This is a genomic window from Prevotella sp. oral taxon 306 str. F0472 (assembly GCF_000257925.1).
Classification (GTDB): Bacteria; Bacteroidota; Bacteroidia; order Bacteroidales; family Bacteroidaceae; genus Prevotella; species Prevotella vespertina.
This window is the reverse complement of record NZ_AJIN01000051.1, coordinates 14,185-32,084: the sequence shown is the minus strand read 5'-3', so window position 1 is coordinate 32,084 and position 17,900 is coordinate 14,185. Positions and strand designations below refer to the sequence as shown.

16 protein-coding genes and 1 pseudogene are annotated in these 17,900 nt (G+C 39.1%); 7 read left to right on the top strand and 10 right to left on the bottom strand.

Going from position 1 to position 17,900, the window contains the following annotated elements; all coding sequences use genetic code 11:
* The 5 genes and pseudogenes from HMPREF9969_RS07925 to mazG all read right to left on the bottom strand — a co-directional run.
* Positions 1-506 (bottom strand): annotated as a pseudogene (locus tag HMPREF9969_RS07925) (hypothetical protein); the annotation flags it as partial.
* A 36-nt stretch (positions 507-542) separates the two neighbouring features.
* Complete coding sequence (locus tag HMPREF9969_RS07920; protein WP_036895491.1) at positions 543-758, bottom strand: hypothetical protein; 216 nt, start codon at positions 756-758, stop codon at positions 543-545.
* A 608-nt stretch (positions 759-1,366) separates the two neighbouring features.
* Positions 1,367-2,281 carry a ribonuclease Z gene (locus HMPREF9969_RS07915; protein ID WP_009435283.1) on the bottom strand — a complete coding sequence of 305 codons (915 nt, stop codon included), beginning with the start codon at positions 2,279-2,281 and terminating at the stop codon, positions 1,367-1,369.
* A gap of 103 nt (positions 2,282-2,384) precedes the next feature.
* Entirely contained in the window at positions 2,385-2,942 is a 558-nt protein-coding gene (locus HMPREF9969_RS07910) for a hypothetical protein (RefSeq protein ID WP_009435277.1), read from the bottom strand.
* Between the two features lie 20 nt (positions 2,943-2,962).
* Complete coding sequence (gene mazG, locus HMPREF9969_RS07905) at positions 2,963-3,838, bottom strand: nucleoside triphosphate pyrophosphohydrolase (protein WP_009435274.1); 876 nt, start codon at positions 3,836-3,838, stop codon at positions 2,963-2,965.
* 146 nt (positions 3,839-3,984) lie between these two features.
* Here mazG and HMPREF9969_RS07900 point away from each other — a divergent pair, with 146 nt between their 5' ends.
* Complete coding sequence (locus HMPREF9969_RS07900; protein ID WP_009435282.1) at positions 3,985-6,678, top strand: valine--tRNA ligase; 2,694 nt, start codon at positions 3,985-3,987, stop codon at positions 6,676-6,678.
* A 470-nt stretch (positions 6,679-7,148) separates the two neighbouring features.
* Positions 7,149-7,610, top strand: a complete 462-nt coding sequence (locus HMPREF9969_RS07895; RefSeq protein WP_009435284.1) for a DNA-binding protein — start codon at positions 7,149-7,151, stop codon at positions 7,608-7,610.
* A 243-nt stretch (positions 7,611-7,853) separates the two neighbouring features.
* On the opposite strand, the gene galE is transcribed toward HMPREF9969_RS07895, so the two are convergent.
* A complete protein-coding gene (galE, locus tag HMPREF9969_RS07890) occupies positions 7,854-8,891 on the bottom strand; it encodes a UDP-glucose 4-epimerase GalE (RefSeq protein ID WP_009435288.1) in 1,038 nt (345 codons plus the stop codon).
* A gap of 172 nt (positions 8,892-9,063) precedes the next feature.
* On the opposite strand from galE, the gene HMPREF9969_RS07885 reads away from it, so the two are divergent.
* Both HMPREF9969_RS07885 and HMPREF9969_RS07880 read left to right on the top strand, forming a co-directional pair.
* Positions 9,064-9,510 carry a hypothetical protein gene (locus HMPREF9969_RS07885; RefSeq protein ID WP_009435269.1) on the top strand — a complete coding sequence of 149 codons (447 nt, stop codon included), beginning with the start codon at positions 9,064-9,066 and terminating at the stop codon, positions 9,508-9,510.
* A complete protein-coding gene (locus HMPREF9969_RS07880; RefSeq protein WP_009435263.1) occupies positions 9,507-10,763 on the top strand; it encodes a DUF5103 domain-containing protein in 1,257 nt (418 codons plus the stop codon). Before HMPREF9969_RS07885 ends, HMPREF9969_RS07880 begins: the two co-directional genes overlap by 4 nt.
* 36 nt (positions 10,764-10,799) lie before the next feature.
* Here HMPREF9969_RS07880 and HMPREF9969_RS07875 read toward each other — a convergent pair whose 3' ends face one another.
* The 3 genes from HMPREF9969_RS07875 to HMPREF9969_RS07865 are packed head-to-tail and all read right to left on the bottom strand — an operon-like array spanning position 10,800 to position 12,937.
* Positions 10,800-10,988, bottom strand: a complete 189-nt coding sequence (locus HMPREF9969_RS07875; RefSeq protein ID WP_036895485.1) for a hypothetical protein — start codon at positions 10,986-10,988, stop codon at positions 10,800-10,802.
* Positions 10,985-12,508, bottom strand: coding sequence for a DNA methylase (locus tag HMPREF9969_RS07870; protein WP_009435285.1), 1,524 nt, complete (start codon positions 12,506-12,508; stop codon positions 10,985-10,987). The genes HMPREF9969_RS07875 and HMPREF9969_RS07870 overlap by 4 nt, the downstream gene beginning before the upstream one ends.
* Positions 12,509-12,541: 33 nt before the next feature.
* Complete coding sequence (locus HMPREF9969_RS07865) at positions 12,542-12,937, bottom strand: hypothetical protein (protein WP_009435286.1); 396 nt, start codon at positions 12,935-12,937, stop codon at positions 12,542-12,544.
* A gap of 178 nt (positions 12,938-13,115) precedes the next feature.
* On the opposite strand from HMPREF9969_RS07865, the gene lepA reads away from it, so the two are divergent.
* A complete protein-coding gene (lepA, locus tag HMPREF9969_RS07860) occupies positions 13,116-14,897 on the top strand; it encodes a translation elongation factor 4 (RefSeq protein WP_009435272.1) in 1,782 nt (593 codons plus the stop codon).
* Between the two features lie 28 nt (positions 14,898-14,925).
* Positions 14,926-15,525, top strand: coding sequence for a Crp/Fnr family transcriptional regulator (locus tag HMPREF9969_RS07855; RefSeq protein ID WP_009435264.1), 600 nt, complete (start codon positions 14,926-14,928; stop codon positions 15,523-15,525).
* A 101-nt stretch (positions 15,526-15,626) separates the two neighbouring features.
* On the opposite strand, the gene HMPREF9969_RS07850 is transcribed toward HMPREF9969_RS07855, so the two are convergent.
* A complete protein-coding gene (locus HMPREF9969_RS07850) occupies positions 15,627-16,274 on the bottom strand; it encodes an HAD family hydrolase (protein WP_009435265.1) in 648 nt (215 codons plus the stop codon).
* Positions 16,275-16,433: 159 nt separating this feature from the next.
* Here HMPREF9969_RS07850 and mltG point away from each other — a divergent pair, with 159 nt between their 5' ends.
* Positions 16,434-17,468, top strand: a complete 1,035-nt coding sequence (gene mltG, locus HMPREF9969_RS07845) for an endolytic transglycosylase MltG (protein ID WP_009435293.1) — start codon at positions 16,434-16,436, stop codon at positions 17,466-17,468.
* Positions 17,469-17,900: the final 432 nt, after the last annotated feature.

The window sequence follows — 17,900 nt, the reverse complement described above, 5'->3', positions numbered from 1 at the left end:
TGGAAACTAAAGACGCTGCCACCTAAAGTACCTGTTGCCGTGGCTGTACCGTAGTCACCTGAATTGCCAAGGTGATCGGTTGTGTTTGGTGTTGTTTGAGTCTGGGCTGTTGGAATCGTTACTTGGTTGCTACTACTATTCTTGCCGAGATAGTAGACCTTATAATTTGCGCTTCCTCCGAATTTCCCAGGAACTTTGAACTTGAACGAAGCAGAATGTGCGTGAGCTGCATCTACAGCGTTACTAACTTGCATCGTGCCGTCGTCGTCCTTCACGTATATCTTATCGCCCTCTTCCCAATAGAAATTGCCTGTTGCATAATCAATTGAGGTACGGGTCTGTGCTGGTTCGCCTGCTACAAAGGTTGCAAAGCCTTTGCCGTTATCTCCAGTTTTACCATTCTGCACGATGTCTTCGTTGGCACAAGAGACAGCTGTCAGTGCCATACTGAAAAGTGCTGCAAGGGAGAATAAATGTGACTTAAATAATTGCTTTGTTTTCATCATTACTTTTTCTAATTTGTGGTTATAACTCTCGTTTTGTTAGTCTTCCCAAGATGGTGTACTTTGTGTATCGCCGTCTTCTTCTTCGTTTTCTTGCCACATAATTGCAGCTTTTGCACTAGAAGGACCATGACCATGATGTGCTGGGTGATGCTGACCAGGCATGGACGTTTGCATAAAATCAGTGGCTTCGTTGACTTGAATTATTATACACTCTGGTGCAGAATAACTCTTCTTTACTTGCTTTTTTCTCATTACTTCATTGATTAAAATAGTTGTTATTTCGTTCTTATTTTGCTCAAAATCGAGTTCACAAAAGGGCATAAAAAAGCGAACAAAGGAAACTCTTGAAAGTCCTTTGTTTACAGGAGTTACGGCACGCTTCGCGCGCGCGTATGCGAGAAGAAAAAATGTGTTATTAAACGCTAGGTGCGCATATTGTGTGTGTGTGTGTGTGTTAGCAAATTATTTGGATTGACCAAAGATAAAGTGCAAAAAGATGCAAAGAATTCGATAATTCTTTGCAGTACTTCGTTCACTTGATATGTCATTGCTAATTGTTTCACGGCGACAAAGGTAAGAAGAATAAATTAACTAGCCAAATAAAATAGGAAAAAAGAAGTCTCAACAATCGACCCAACCAGCCTCACCCCCTCTCCGAACCAACGGTCACTGACCAACGGGAAGTAATGGAGAGGGGAGTGAATAGTACTGTTTGCAGGGGATTTGTGGGAAATTTGCTGGAGAATTTACAGGAGGATTTATTGGTAATTGGATTGGGGTTAGATAGAAGTTAGATAGAGATATACCAGGTGTTTACTATATAATAAAGGTGGAATCAAGGAATATGTGTCCTATTTGTCTTAAACATCAATGACCATCCCCTCTTGTGATAAGATAGTATTCGGGAAGATAGCTTGAGATTCTTTTAATAGTAACTCCTCATTATTATATCGAGCGGAATAATGACCTAAAAGTAATTTACCAACCTTTGCATCATGTGCTACCTTCGCTGCTTGTTCTGACGTACTATGCCAATAGAGCTTAGCACGATCGGCATCCTTCGCAAGATATGTGCTTTCATGATAAAGTGTATTAACTCCTTGAACTTGCTTAGAAAGTGACTTGATATATCTCGTATCGGAACAATAAGCATAACTACGGGCAGGAGTAGCAGGCGATGTAAGTCGGTCGTTCGGAATAATATCTCCATCAGGAGTGATCCAATCGGCACCATTCTTTATGTTATTAATCTGACTGATTGGGATATGATAGAAATCAATCATATCTCGACGAATATGCGGGAGCGTTTGTTTCTCTCTAAAAAGGAATCCACAACATTCTACTCTATGCTGCAAAGGAATCGTTTCAACTGTCAGACTACGATCTTCATAAATTACTTTCTGTTGAGTTGTATCTAAGCCATGGAATATTACCTCAAACCCTAATCCCTGACAAAAGAAGTCGAGTGTTTGCTGAAGGATAGGCTCAAAAGAAGAAGGAGCATAGATATGTAGAGGTGCGGTGCGCCCTGTCATACCAAATGTAGACAACATTCCTGGTAATCCAAAACAATGATCGCCATGAAGATGACTAATGAATACAGCTATAATTCTAGAGAAATGGATGTGCAACCTACGTAATTGTATCTGCGTTCCTTCTCCACAATCAATCATAAATTGCTTTTCTCTCAGTTCAACAACCTGCGAAGAAGGATAATGTCTCAATGTAGGTAAGGCACTTCCACAGCCTAAAATACGTATAGTAAATGGTTCCATACGGCAATACGAACGAATATGAAAATGCTCGAATCGCTTAACTAATTCTCATTCAAAGAGCTATTACACGACACGAGCATTATAATGTTTTATCAGTTAAATCTTACTTTCCTCTTGTGAAGACAAAAATACCATTGTGATTTTCTAATGATAGTGAGTCAGCACCGAGGTTATCAACGTCAAAGGTATCTTTTGATAATATCAACTTACCATTCCAAATCTTCCATGAAGTCCAAGGACTCTTCTCCGACTGAAGACTAGAACTAACCGTTCCTCCCTCTTTAATCTCGAAGTTACGATCAAGACTTGTCCAATTTCCTAATAGAGAAGTTAGGTTAATGGCAGAACGCATGAAGTTATCGCCATATTCCTTATACCCAATCACAGCAAAGCGATCGCCGTGAATCTTTCCACCTTTCACAACATCGATTGTGTCATCTGGATTTACTAAGAACTCAACCGTATCACCTTTATCCGTAAGTAGGATTAAAGAATTCATACCACCGTCAACCATAGTACCATAAACAGTACTATCGCCCACAGTCAAAGAATCGGTACTACCACTTGCTTGAGCCAATGATGACTTTGCCTTATTATCCTTACAAGCGTAAACAGCAGCAAGGATAATCAATGAAATAACTAAATAAAAACTCCTTTTCATGTGCTTAATATCTTTAGTTCTTATAGTTTCTTTGCTTCTTCCCAATATTGATCCATCTCTGCGAGCGTCAAATCCTTTATAGTGACACCTTTCTCACGCGCTTTCTTTTCGATGTAATCAAATCGTTTTATAAACTTCTGATTCGTATGTTCGAGTGCATTATCGGGGTTTATATGATAGAGACGGGCTGCATTGATAAGCGAAAACATAAAGTCGCCAAACTCTTCGGTTGAACGCTCTTTATCTTCTTTCTGTAGTTCTGCCTTCAATTCGCCTAACTCTTCATAAACCTTGTCCCATACCTGCTCTTTTTCTTCCCAATCAAAGCCCACATTACGAGCCTTGTCTTGTATGCGATAAGCCTTTATAAGACTTGGCAATGATTCTGGAACACCAGAGAGGACAGACTTATTTCCGTCTCTTTCGCGCTGTTTCCGCTGTTCCCAAGTAGATTCAACTTGCGTTGCTGTATTAGGCGCTGCTTGCTGATTATCGCTTGTTTGCAGTTTCAATTCATCTTTATAAACCACCTGTCCATTAGCGTTTACAGCCATATCCGAGCGAGAAACGTCCCATCCTGTCCAGTCAATAAAGTCATGTCTGAACATCAATTTATCCGATTGCGCATTGCAAACATCAGCAACATCAAACTCTTCTTTCTCCTGACCGAGCATTGAATAGAACACAACATGCTCCATAACATCACCCAATTCCTTACAGATATTCTTTGAATCGTTCTTGAGAAGAGCATCAGCTAACTCGAAAGTCTCTTCAATAGTATTAGGACGAAGACTCTCATTGGTTTGTTTTCTATCCCAAGGGCACTCCTTGCGAAGACGTTCCTGGACATCCAACAAACGTGCAAAGGCTTTTAATTTTTCTTCTTTTGTATGCAATGTCTTGATGTTTAAAGTTAAAGATAAACGTTAAAGTACTTGTTTGGAAGTACTAATATCGTTGCAAAGATACGCTTTTTAGGCGGATTTTTTGTACTTTTGCACCGTATTTTAATGATAATAAAGAATAAAAAATATACGAAACAATGGAATTAGCAAGCAAGTATGATCCACAGGTTGTGGAATCAAAATGGTACCAGTATTGGCTGGACAATAAGCTATTTAGTTCTAAACCTGATGGGCGTGAGCCTTATACTGTGGTGATTCCACCACCAAATGTTACAGGTGTGCTTCACATGGGACACATGCTCAACAACACTATTCAGGACATTCTTGTAAGACGTGCCCGCATGGAGGGTAAAAATGCTTGCTGGGTTCCAGGTACTGACCATGCAAGTATCGCCACCGAAGCAAAGGTTGTAAACAAGTTGGCGCAGGAAGGTATCAAAAAGACCGACCTTACTCGTGAACAATTCCTTGAGCATGCGTGGGATTGGACGCATGAGCATGGCGGTATTATCCTGAAACAGTTGCGCCGTTTGGGCTGCTCTTGCGATTGGGATCGTACTGCTTTCACCATGGACGACACCAGAAGTAAGAGTGTTATTAAGGTATTCTGCGACTTATATAATAAAGGTTATATCTATCGTGGCGTGCGAATGGTTAATTGGGACCCACAGGCACAGACCGCTCTGTCGGACGAGGAGGTGATTTATAAGGATGAACACTCTAAACTTTATCACCTTAAATATTATGTTGCTGCTGACGATCAGGCTAAAGTGGAGCGCAAAGATGAGGGCAACGTAATGCACAAAGATGAAAAAGGTTACTACGCCGTGGTTGCAACGACCCGTCCTGAAACAATTATGGGCGATTCGGCTATGTGCATTAATCCAGAAGATGTGAAGAACACATGGCTCAAAGGTTTGCATGTCATCGTACCATTGGTTAACCGCGTAATCCCAGTTATCGAGGATTCATACGTAGATATTCAGTTCGGAACAGGTTGTTTGAAGGTAACTCCTGCACACGATGTCAACGACCATGCGCTCGGTTTGAAGCATGGATTAGAGACAATCGACATCTTCAATGATAACGGAACGATCTCTGAGGCGGCTGGTTTGTATGTAGGTCAAGATAGAATGGACGTGCGCAAGCAGATATCTAAGGACTTAGAGGCGGCTGGTTTGATGGAAAAGGTAGAAGACTATGACAACAAAGTAGGCTTCTCCGAGCGCACCAACGTACCCATTGAGCCGAAACTCTCTACACAATGGTTCCTCAAAATGCAGCACTTTGCCGACATTGCGCTCGCTCCAGTCATGGACGATGAGATAGAATTCTATCCAAAGAAATATAAAAATACCTACCGCCACTGGCTTGAAAACATCAAAGACTGGTGTATCAGTCGCCAACTTTGGTGGGGTCATCGCATCCCTGCTTACTATTTCAAGGACGCAGAAGGTAAGAACGCAACAGTCGTTGCAGAGACCGCAGACGAGGCATTGAAACTCGCAAAAGAGAAGAATCCTAACGTCACTGCAGCCGATTTAGAGCAGGAAAGCGACTGCATGGACACATGGTTCTCCAGTTGGTTATGGCCAATCTCTGTGTTTGATGGCATTAACAACCCCGATAATGAGGAAATAAACTACTACTACCCTACCAGCGATCTCGTGACAGGACCAGACATTATCTTCTTCTGGGTGGCACGAATGATCATGGCAGGCTATGAATATCGTGGCAAATTCCCATTCAAGCACGTTTATTTCACGGGTATTGTGCGCGATAAGCTCGGGCGGAAGATGAGCAAGAGTCTTGGCAATTCGCCTGACCCGATTATGCTTATCGAGAAATATGGTGCCGATGGCGTCCGTATGGGTATGATGCTTTCAGCCCCAGCCGGCAATGATATTCTCTTCGATGAGACGCTCTGTGAGCAAGGACGTAACTTCAATAACAAGATTTGGAATGCCTTCCGCCTCGTACAAGGTTGGCAAACTGCCGATATTGAACAGCCACAAGCAAGCCGAATCGCCGTTGAATGGTTCGATGCCAAACTGAAAGCTGTAAACAAAGAGATGGACGAACAATTCAAGAGCTATCGTATTTCCGAGGCATTGATGACCGTCTATCGCCTCTTCTGGGATGAGTTTTCAAGCTGGTACTTGGAGATGATTAAGCCAGAATATGGCAAACCTATCGACAAAGTGACCTACGAGGCAACGCTCCGTTTCTTCAATTCTCTGTTAAAGATGCTCCACCCCTTCATGCCTTTCATCACCGAAGAGCTATGGCAGCACATCTATGACCGCAAAGACAGCGAGAGCATTATGCGTGACGAACTGAAACTCCCAGCTCCAACCAAGGACGAAGAGCGGTTAATCGAAGACATAGAACAGGTAAAAGCAATCGTCAGCGGTGTCAGAACGGTGCGCAATCAGAAGAATATCGCACCTAAGGTTGAACTCGAACTCAATGCCATTGGGCAAAATAACTACGAGGCATACAACAGCGTAATCCATAAGATGGCGAACTTAAAGACAATCGAAGTGGTGGCAGAGAAGCCCAGCGACGCATCAGGCTTCATGGTCGGAACGGACAGTTTTGCCGTACCTGTTGGCGATTTGATTGATGTTGCAGCCGAAATCGAAAAGCAAGAGAAAGAACTCAACCATCTGGAAGGCTTCCTCGCTGGCATCAAGAAGAAACTATCTAACGAGAATTTTGTTTCTCATGCCCCTGCGGAAGTCATCGAACGTGAGCGCAAAAAGCAAAGCGATTCCGAAGAAAAGATTGCAGCTCTCAAAGCAAGTTTGGAGGAATTGAGGAAAAAGTAAACTAATTTTACCTAACAATATCCGAGTAGGAATTAGGCTTATTAGCGAATAGCAGGCTTAATTCCTACTCTCTTTTTTTGTCATTCTGCACATGAAAATCACCCGTTTTTAGCCCCTTTTATGCACCTTTGTAAATCATTGATTATCAATACAATACAAAACCAATAATAAATTCAGAAAAAACGTATATACATTTTGATGAAAACATATATACGTTTTATCGAAAATGTATATACGTTTTTAGTAAATCCAATATACGATTTCTTAGAAATGAATATACGATCACTCAAAATTAAATATTGGTTTCTGAAAAATGGATCACAAAACAAGATAAAATTATATGTATCCTTTGCCTATTTATTCAAATAATTTCATTATATTTGCGGCATACAATCTGAGTGTAAGTACTGTGAAGTGTGCAGATACCCCACTCTAATTTATTTAAAACACATTAAAAAACCATTTAGCTTATGGATTTCTCATTAACAAAGCGCAAGGTTAGTATTGGCGAAAAGAAAAATCAGGAAGTCTTCGTTGCTCACCCTGTTTGTCAGAAACATCACATCACTTTTGATGAACTATGTGATCGCATGGCGGACGATTCAACCGTTGGTCAAGCTGACATTGCGGCTGTATTCTATCGTTTCCGCAAAGTGTTAAACGAACTTTGTTCGCATGGTTTTATTGTTGATGGCGGACCTATCGGCACATTCCGCCCAACATTTACCTCGAAAGCTGTGCTCAAAGAAGAGGATTTCAGGCCTTCGGAATGTATTTCCAAAACACAAATTCTCTTCACTCCAACCGCCGATTTCCGAAGACTCAAGGATGTAGAGTTTTTCCGCGTAGCTGCGCAGGAGAAACCTAAAAGCAAGAAGAAGAAGAAAGAGGAGAAGAACGAGCACGAAGAGAATGGACCAGTAGTTGGCTAAATCTCATTCCCTAGACACAAGACGCCACGAGCAATTTGCCCGTGGCGTCTTTATTTTTGGGAAAAGGTAGTCTATTGATTTCTCAAACAGCCTCATCACTTGATGATATTACAGCAGAAAACAAAATTATCCCCCGATTCACATCGAGGGATAACAACAACACAAACACAAAATAAAGCAGGATTCCCTGCAATTAATTGTATATGAAAATTCTAATTAATTAATTCAGTATCTTTTTTTTAATTACATCACTCCATCTGTTCTTAGCTTCTCTTGCCATTTCCAGGCAGATGCAAGAACATCAGATAAAGGGGTATCTGCTTTCCAACCCAATATAGTATTAGCCTTGGTGCAATCTCCCCAAATCTTCTCAATATCCCCTTCACGACGCGGACCAAACTTCCAATTCACCTTTACGCCCGTAGCTTTCTCGAAGGTTTCAACAATCTCACGAGTGGTATTGCCGTGACCAGTACCAATGTTGAAATATTCAATATTATCTGATTTATTATCTAAGATACGCTTCATCGCCGCAACATGCGCCTTAGCTAAATCAACAACATAGATATAATCGCGGATACATGTGCCATCAGGTGTATTATAATCGTTACCGAAGATGGTTAATTCTTTTCTGATACCCATCGCTGTTTGCGTAACGAATGGAATCAAGTTGTTAGGAACGCCGTTAGGTAATTCACCAATCAATGCTGAAGGATGCGCTCCAATTGGATTGAAATAACGCAAAACAATACTCTTGATGTTTGCTCCGCTATGGATGTAGTCAAGGATTATTTGCTCATTAATCTCCTTTGTATTGCCATAAGGTGAGGTAGCTTTCTGATGAGGCGCATTTTCTGTCACTGGCAAATTCTCTGGATTTGGCTGACCATATACGGTGCAAGAACTAGAGAAAATAATTCCTTCAACGCCATATTCAGGCATTAATTCAAGTAAATTAACCAGTGAAACAATATTATTTCTGTAGTACATTAATGGTTTCTGTACGCTCTCCCCTACTGCTTTTGAGGCAGCAAAGTGGATAATACCTTCAATCTTAGGATACTTACGGAATACATTTTCTGTTGCTTCGCGATCACGAAGGTCTACCTGTTCAAAAGCAGGACGCACACCCGTTATCTTTTCAATACCATCTAATACCTCAATCTTAGAATTAGATAAGTCATCTACTATAACGACATCATAACCAGCTTCTATCAGTTCAACACTTGTATGAGAACCAATGAAACCAGTACCACCTGTAACAAGAATTGTTTGTTTCATTTGCTTTTTAAGATTACCTTCTATTTAGGTTAATAAAACCATAAGTTTCGTTGCAAAGATAACGCTTTTTTCATTATCAACAAAAAAAGAACGTAAAAAAAACGACGAGATAATATAAAACAGAAAACTTTTTGTATATTTGCCTCCATAATAAATAAATATCATACCAACGATGAAAGTAGCCGAACAGACTCAGCAACAAATTGAACGTTTCTTAAAGAAAATCGCACAGAAATTCACAGCAAGTGATTGTAACCTGTCTATGACTGATCTCCATTTACGCGCTTCTCAAGATAGTGGCGACCTGATGGCATTTGATGATAATGATAACGAAATTACTCGTTGTGTTATCGAAGAATGGATTGATAATAAGAGCGATAACTTTTATCCAGAAATAGCGTTAGTACTGCGTTCTGAGATGAATCGTGTTAAAGATATAATAGAGAATCTTTCTATTATGAAGCCTTATAGCTTCGTGCTAGAAGATGATGATAAGAATTGTATAACGGAATTGTATCTTGTTGATGATGATTTAGGAATCATTGGTGGTGATCTTATGCAAGGACTAGACAAGGATTTAGATAGTTTCCTTCAAAATATTTTGGAAGAAGACGCATGAGACAGCTGCTCCTTACATTCTATTGCCTCTTATTATCATTCTTTCCTATAAGTATCTCCGCACAGAGACACGAGATTATCGATAATAATATTCGGTCATTGCAGGTCGTTGCTAATCAGAACTGGCTAACATTACCTATAATGTATCTAAACGGCGGCAAGATTAGTATTGATTTTGATGATCTTACGCATACTTATCGACGAATGACTTATAGTATAGAACATTGTGAAGCTGACTGGAAAACATCAGAAAATCTTTTTGATAGTGATATTGCAGATGGCTTTCTCAATGATAATTTAATAGACGATGTAAAAGAGTCTACCTTAACTAACACCTTATACACACATTATCATCTAGAAATTCCAAACAAGGATTGTCAACCAAAGATTTCAGGTAATTACAGATTAACGGTCTTTGATGATAACAAAAAGCCTTTGTTGACTGCGTGCTTTATGCTTATTGAGCCTGCCGAAAACGCAATGGGCGTTAAACTGAGTGTGACAACTCAAACGGATGCTACGATTAATGATGCAAATCAGCAGATTGAAATGGCTGTAAATTATGGGAATTACATTGTTTCTAATCCACAACAACAAATTAAAACGGTTGTATTACAAAATCGTAACTGGCTAGATGCTAGATGGAATAGTAAACCACAATATGTAATGAATAATGGTTTACAATGGATACATGATAAGGACTATATATTCTGGGGAGGCAACGAATATCGTAAATTTGAACTTCTATCGACCGATGTGGCTTCAATGGGCATAGATCATGTAGCTTGGGATGGTAGTAATTTCCATGCTTATCCTTTTATCACAACACCATTATTAAATTATATCTACGAAGAGGATGCTGATGGTGCTTTCCTTATCCGTAATTCAAATAATATAGAAAGCAATACAACAAGTGACTATGTTATCACGCATTTCCAACTAAATGTACCAGAACCAGCTCCTTATCATATCTTTTTAAATAGTGATTGGACGTATAGTCGCTTATTGCCGCAATATGAAATGACCTATAACCCTACGAAGAAATGCTATGAAGCCGCCTTACCTTTGAAGTTGGGTTATTACAATTATCAATTCATAGCAGTAAATAATCAAGGAGAGTTAGTGCCCTTTACCATTGATAAGAGTCATTATCAAACAGAGAATAGCTATCAAGCTCTTATTTATTTCCGCCCACAAGGTGGAAGAACAGATAAACTTGTAGGTTATGATAATATTAGATTCACAAAGAGATAAACTTAGCAATGTAAGGCTTCGATATAAAGCATTGCACTATATATCCATCTCATTATCTTCTTTCTTTGCATTTGTATCACGAATAACTTTCGCAATAGCTTCCTCATATCCAGTAAGCGCAGCAAAAGGCGCAAATTGTGCAGCCCGGTTATAAAGACTCATCCGTGGATGTCGTTTAGAGACATGATGAGGGAGATTGATTATGTCATCATACTTATCTGTCATGCTTTATGTCCTCCAATTTGTTTATTACGTTCACGTGCCGTAGAACCTTCTTCAAAATTTAATCCTCGCAATAGTGAATTCTTACCAAAACGCTGTTTGATGTTTAATATCGTTTCTTGCATTCTCCGTTCACGTGCTAGTTCTTTCCTTTCTTTTTCACGCTTCTTTATTGAGGCATCATTATCTGCAAAAAGATCCAACTCAACAGGTTTTGGAGCTCTATTATTGATAAATTCTTCTCGAAGTACATGATTCAATGAAATATTTACTCGTCTAATAAGCAATCTTCTATCAACAATCTCTTCATAAAGCTTTAAAATTGTTTGAGTCATTATATGTGAAGAAGAAGTAAAATGAGGAAAAGTAGCGGAACCATGAGCATGTTTAGGCACTTTACGTCCATACCAATCTTTAGATATCGGACCAGTATAATCATTTACCTTCGTTGATATCAAACTATCTTTATCATATCCAACATAAAGAACAAGTTGATCTGCAACACAACGTTTCTCAACTAAATCTAAAGACAAGGCATCAACCATCTCTTGTACAACAACTTTTGCTTTCTGGAAAGTATAAGCTTCATGTAATACTTGCCCACTACTCATAGAATTACATTCTGGGCGATAAGCTTTCACCATTTCCATTGTACATGGTTCCCAGCCCCAAGCATGATCTATCAATAATTCTGCATTAACGCCAAAGAGCTTATAAAACAATTCTTCTTGTTCAAGAGACCTACGAGCTATCTTGCCCATAGTGTCAATTCCATAAGCATATAATTGTTGGGCAATACCATGCCCTACACGCCAAAAGTCTGTAAGTGGTTTATGATTCCATAGACTTTTACGATAACTATGCTCATCTAATTCAGCAATTCTAACTCCATCCTTATCAGCTGGTATATGCTTTGCCACGATATCCATCGCCACCTTACAAAGATACAAGTTAGTTCCTATACCTGCTGTAGCTGTTATCCCTGTCTCACGAAGAACATCACGAATCATCTTCATGGCAAAATCATGAGAAGATAGTTTAGAACTATAAAGATAAGGTGTAGCATCTATAAACACCTCATCTATCGAATACACATGTATATCCTCTGGTGCTACATATCGCAAATAGATACTATATATCTTGGCACTATGTTGAATGTAATGCGCCATTCTTGGGACTGCCGTGATATAATCAACTTCCCAATCCTTATGCTGTTCTAAATCAATTGCATTGGAAGACTTACCAGTAAAGCTTCCTTCTAACAATTCTTCCTTTCGTTTATTATTGACTTCGCGCAAACGTTGAACAACCTCAAATAAACGTGCACGCCCTGGTAAACCATAAGATTTAAGAGAAGGTGATACAGCTAAACAAATTGTCTTTTCCGTTCTACTGACATCAGCGACGACAAGATTAGTTGTCAAAGGATTCAAGCCACGCTCAACACACTCCACACTGGCATAGAACGATTTCAGATCTATGGCAATATAAGTCTTTGAATGTGGAACACATGATGTCTGCACTAGAAGTAATCCTGAATGTAATAAAGAATCTATCTATTGATAATCTTTTGTAGTATAAGTTGCATCAAACAATACTTCTGAAGGCTTCTTTTCAGAATGGTAGGTATATTGGAAGTTAAAGCCTGCATCTTTATAAGCTTTCGTTCCTGCATCTGATCTTAAACCTTCTTTCAAGGCTTGTCGTAATTTACCTTGTTGTTTATCAATAACCAATCTATTATCAGCTGTACCAACAAGCGTATTATAATAATGAATGGTTCGAGTAGTCGATTCAAAGACCATACTATCCAACCGTACATTATCTACTACTGGAGTTGGACATTTTTTCTCTGTATATTCTTTACATTCCTGAGTTGCTCTATCTTCTAAGCTCCTATGACAAGAAGAACAAAGTGCCACCATTAAAGCAAAATAGAATAAACGCTTCATAATTAATTCTTTTATTATTATTTCATTGGAATATATCATAAAGTAGATTCCCAATGAGCTTAATTCTCTATCAAATATTCTTTGCAAAGATAACAAAAAATAGCTAATTTCCTAATTCATCATTCCACATTCTCAGAATTTATGATTATATTTGCATCTCAAATTATAGAACGAACTGATGGATCATATAAGAAATTTCTGCATTATTGCCCACATTGACCATGGTAAATCAACTTTGGCCGATCGTCTTCTTGAATACACCCAAACAATCAAGATTACTGAAGGGCAGATGCTTGACGACATGGATTTGGAGCGTGAGCGTGGCATCACGATTAAGAGTCATGCCATTCAAATGGAATATACTTTCGATAAGGAAAAATATGTATTAAACCTTATTGATACTCCAGGACACGTCGACTTCTCTTATGAAGTATCACGTAGTATTGCTGCTTGCGAAGGGGCTTTACTCATTGTTGATGCGACTCAGGGTGTACAGGCTCAGACAATATCAAATCTTTATATGGCCATTGATCACAATCTAGAGATTATCCCTGTCATCAACAAGATTGACATGCCTAACGCAATGCCAGAAGAAGTTGAAGATGAGATTGTCGACTTGATTGGTTGTGATCCTGAAGATATTATTCGTGCTAGTGGTAAGACAGGCGAGGGAGTCCCAGAGATACTTGAGGCTATTGTAAAGCGCATTCCTGCACCAAAAGGAGATGTGAAAGCCCCTCTACAAGCACTTATATTCGACTCTATTTTCAACTCCTTCCGTGGTATTATTACCCTTTGCAAGGTCGACAATGGTGTCATAAAGAAAGGCGATAAAGTAAAGTTCGTTCAAACAGGGATGGAATATACTGCAGACGAAGTGGGTGTATTGAAAATGGATATGGTACCCACCAAACAACTTTCGACAGGTGAAGTGGGTTATATTATATCTGGCATAAAAAATGCAACAGAGGTAAAGGTCGGTGACACTGTTACTCACATTGATGCTCCTTGCAAGCATGCTATCGAAGGATTCCAAGAAGTAAAGCCAATGGTTTTTGCTGGTGTCTACCCTATTGATCCAAACGATTATGAGAATCTTCGTGCCTCTCTAGAGAAATTACAACTTAACGATGCCTCACTAACATTCCAACCAGAAAGCTCACAGGCTCTAGGATTTGGATTCCGTTGTGGATTCCTCGGTCTATTACACATGGAGATTGTGCAGGAACGATTAGATCGTGAATTTAATATGGACGTCATTACCACAGTTCCGAATGTTAGCTACATGGTTTATGACAAGCAGGGCAACGAGAAGGAAGTTCATAATCCTTCTGGTTTGCCAGATCAAACCATGATTGACCATATTGAAGAACCTTTTATAAAGGCTTCTATCATCACTTCAAGCGACTATATTGGTCCTATCATGACTTTGTGCCTTGATAAACGTGGTGAATTAGTAAGTCAGAACTATGTAAGTGGTAATCGTCTTGAACTAATCTTCATGATTCCTCTTGGTGAGATTGTGATTGATTTTTATGACAAATTGAAGAGTATTTCAAAAGGTTATGCCTCGTTTGATTATCATATAGATTCTTTCCGCCCATCCAAACTAGCAAAGCTTGATATTCTTTTAAATGGAGAGCCTGTAGATGCTCTTTCTACATTAACACATGAGAGTAACGCAGTCACATTCGGGAGAAGAATGTGTGAGAAACTAAAGGATCTGATTCCTCGCCAACAGTTCGATATTGCAATACAAGCTGCTATCGGGGCTAAGATTGTCGCAAGAGAGACTGTTAAGCAGGTACGAAAGGACGTTACCGCTAAATGTTATGGAGGCGATATTAGCCGTAAGCGCAAACTTTTGGAGAAACAGAAGAAAGGTAAGAAACGTATGAAACAGATTGGGAATGTACAGGTTCCACAAAAAGCATTCCTTGCTGTATTGAAATTAGACTAAAGGATAAGAAAAAGAAAGGATAGGAAAAATGAAAGAATTATCAAATGATACTAGAGATATTGCACGTGAATTAGCACGCAAATATAGTACTATGACTCACGAGGAATTAGATGTCCTCGAGAGTATCCTAGTACCAATGAAATTCAGCAAAGGGCAGATGATTCTCAATGAAGGAGAAGTATGCAAGCACTTTTATTATATAGAAAAAGGACTCGTACGTCAGTTCTATTTTAAGAATGGTAAAGAGATAACAGAGCACCTTGGAGAAGATCATGGTGTTATAATGTGTATCGAAAGTCTCTTTCAAGAAGAACCAACGAAATTACAGGTGGAGGCATTGGAACCAACACTTATTTATGCTCTCCCTAAACAGAGACTAGAACAAGTAGCTTTACACAATGTAAACATACAGATTCTGTATCGTAAAATCCTTGAAGAGAGTCTAATCATTTCACAGATACACGCAGACCTTGTTCGATTTGAAACCGCACAAGCTCGATACAAGAGAATGTGCAAATTAAATCCACAAGTCGTACTTCGAGCACCGCTCGTTTACATTGCAAGTTATTTACAGATGACACCAGAGACACTAAGCCGTGTACGTTCGTCTACACTGCTCGATGATTAAACGAGCTTTATTACAAAGTAGATAGAATATTCGTTTTTGTCATGTCGTAAATTAAATCTTATAACAATAGATTCATAATTTACAGCATGACAAAAATCGTTTTAGAGCTTAGCCAGTATATCATGTGGGGTCTCCACAAACAAGGTTGCCCCATGTTCTATCAAAAATTCTTTATCTCGGAAGCCCCAAAGAACACTAATACAAGGCAATCCACTATTCTTTGCCGTCATAACATCCACATCACTATCACCGATATAAACCGCCCCGTCTTTAGATGCACCTAACTGACGAAGTGCTTCGAGAACTGTATCTGGAGCTGGTTTCTTACGAATATTCTCTCGTTCCCCAATAGCTACTTCTATCGTGTCAGCAAAGAAATGATGAGCAAGATCCTGTGTAGCTGCATAAAACTTGTTACTTACTATAGCAAGTTTCTTTCCACGCTGTTTTAACTCTGCAAGAAGTTCCAATACACCATCATAAGGACGAGTCCTATCCAGATTGTGCTTCAAATAGTGCTCACGAAACTTTGCATACACTTCTTCAAAGCGAGGGTTATGCAGACCATCAGGAATAGCACGCTCCATCAGAAGTTTAACCCCATTACCAACAAACATACGAACCTCTTCCAATGTCCTTTCTGGCATACCAGCCCATCGCAATGCATAATTCGTACTTGCTGCTAAATCATCTAAACTACTTAACAGCGTACCATCTAAATCGAAAATGTAAGTATCAAAATCCTTCATTATCCCTTGTTTTACGATGGGCAAAATTACGCAATAATAGAGAAAACAGACTATCTTTTCTCTTAAATTTCAAAAAAAGTATCGATCTATATCACATACAACAACACTTTTAATGGAGAATTATGTAACTTTGCAACATTGATAATTAAGCATAACAAGATGGCAAACAAATCGAAGAATAACAAGAAATCGAAAAAGAAATTGGTACTCACAACTATTGCTGTTGTACTAATCGGTATCATTTACTTTCTTTTCTTTGCAGGAATGTCGAGAACAGGGAAAGAGCAATATATTCTGATTGATCAGAATGATAACGCTGATTCCGTCTACACTAAGCTGCAACCACTCTCTACTCCACAAGCCTTTTGGGTATTCAAACAGTTAGCTAAAATCACTGGCTATGGTGATAATATCCGGACAGGTAGGTTTGCTGTAGGTTCAGCTGGTTCACTTCAAACATTCAGACATATAAGAAACGGCTTGCAAGCTCCTGTCAAACTAACTATTAAACCAGTTAGAACGCTTAATGACTTAGCTAAAGAGATAAGCAGTAAAATGATGTTTACACGTAGTGAACTACTTGCACGACTAACCTCACCTGCCACATGTAAGAAATATGGATTCACACCTGAAACAATTCCAGCAATGTTTATCCCAAACACATACGACTTCTATTGGGACACATCAGTAGACAAGTTTCTAGACAAGATGTCTGAAGAAAATAAAAAGTTCTGGACATTTGAACGGAAAGAAAAAGCGAAAGCCGCAGGTCTAACGCAGAGCGAAGTAATTACACTCGCAAGTATCGTTGACGAAGAGACATCAAATGTTGCAGAAATGCCAAAAATCGCTGGTATGTATATCAATCGTCTGCACATCAATATGCCACTACAAGCTGACCCAACAATAAAGTTTGCCACTAAAAACTTTACGGCACATCGCATATACCAAAAGTGGCTTACCATTGATAATCCCTACAACACATATAAGTATCGTGGCTTACCACCTGGCCCAATCCGCATACCTTCTGTTGCAGCCATTGACGCTGTTTTGAATTATGTACATCATGACTACATTTATATGTGTGCAAAAGAAGACTTTAGCGGAACGCATAACTTCGCAAAGACTTATCAAGAGCATCAAGAGAATGCTACAAAATATGCCAAAGCTCTCAATGAGCGTGGAATAAAATAACGCAACAATTAGCTATACATAATTTCAACTTCTGAAACGCCAGCTATCTGGTTTTTCAGAAGTTTTTTTAATTCCCTAGTATAAGCTTTCATACACAAATAGAGATGCACCTCGAATCCCGTGTATGACAATATATACTTTCGTCATTGACAATATATACTTTCGTGCCCCACAAGATGTACTTTCGTGCCCCACGAAATGTACTTTCGTCAAAGGCAATCGAAAATGAAGAAGAAGATGCAGGTTGATGGGCTTTTATATTCTTGAACTCTATCAACTAAGAAGCGCATAAAATTCTTCGCGAAGAAAATCAAAATTGTTCGCGAAGAATATTGAAATTGTTCGCGAAGAATAATAACCCTATCTTAGTTCATTATATAAATTCCTGATTCAGGTTGATAACCTTGGATAATTATCCTTAGTAAAAGTTGA

What these genes read in the sequence shown, in the direction of transcription:
- HMPREF9969_RS07915 (WP_009435283.1), bottom strand. Translation starts at nt 2,281, where the DNA reads ATGGAACCATTTACTATACGTATTTTAGGCTGTGGAAGTGCCTTACCT.
- mltG (WP_009435293.1), top strand. Translation starts at nt 16,434, where the DNA reads ATGGCAAACAAATCGAAGAATAACAAGAAATCGAAAAAGAAATTGGTA.
- HMPREF9969_RS07880 (WP_009435263.1), top strand. Translation starts at nt 9,507, where the DNA reads ATGAGACAGCTGCTCCTTACATTCTATTGCCTCTTATTATCATTCTTT.
- galE (WP_009435288.1), bottom strand. Translation starts at nt 8,891, where the DNA reads ATGAAACAAACAATTCTTGTTACAGGTGGTACTGGTTTCATTGGTTCT.
- lepA (WP_009435272.1), top strand. Translation starts at nt 13,116, where the DNA reads ATGGATCATATAAGAAATTTCTGCATTATTGCCCACATTGACCATGGT.
- HMPREF9969_RS07920 (WP_036895491.1), bottom strand. Translation starts at nt 758, where the DNA reads ATGAGAAAAAAGCAAGTAAAGAAGAGTTATTCTGCACCAGAGTGTATA.
- HMPREF9969_RS07895 (WP_009435284.1), top strand. Translation starts at nt 7,149, where the DNA reads ATGGATTTCTCATTAACAAAGCGCAAGGTTAGTATTGGCGAAAAGAAA.
- HMPREF9969_RS07900 (WP_009435282.1), top strand. Translation starts at nt 3,985, where the DNA reads ATGGAATTAGCAAGCAAGTATGATCCACAGGTTGTGGAATCAAAATGG.
- HMPREF9969_RS07850 (WP_009435265.1), bottom strand. Translation starts at nt 16,274, where the DNA reads ATGAAGGATTTTGATACTTACATTTTCGATTTAGATGGTACGCTGTTA.
- HMPREF9969_RS07865 (WP_009435286.1), bottom strand. Translation starts at nt 12,937, where the DNA reads ATGAAGCGTTTATTCTATTTTGCTTTAATGGTGGCACTTTGTTCTTCT.
- HMPREF9969_RS07855 (WP_009435264.1), top strand. Translation starts at nt 14,926, where the DNA reads ATGAAAGAATTATCAAATGATACTAGAGATATTGCACGTGAATTAGCA.
- HMPREF9969_RS07875 (WP_036895485.1), bottom strand. Translation starts at nt 10,988, where the DNA reads ATGACAGATAAGTATGATGACATAATCAATCTCCCTCATCATGTCTCT.
- HMPREF9969_RS07885 (WP_009435269.1), top strand. Translation starts at nt 9,064, where the DNA reads ATGAAAGTAGCCGAACAGACTCAGCAACAAATTGAACGTTTCTTAAAG.
- HMPREF9969_RS07910 (WP_009435277.1), bottom strand. Translation starts at nt 2,942, where the DNA reads ATGAAAAGGAGTTTTTATTTAGTTATTTCATTGATTATCCTTGCTGCT.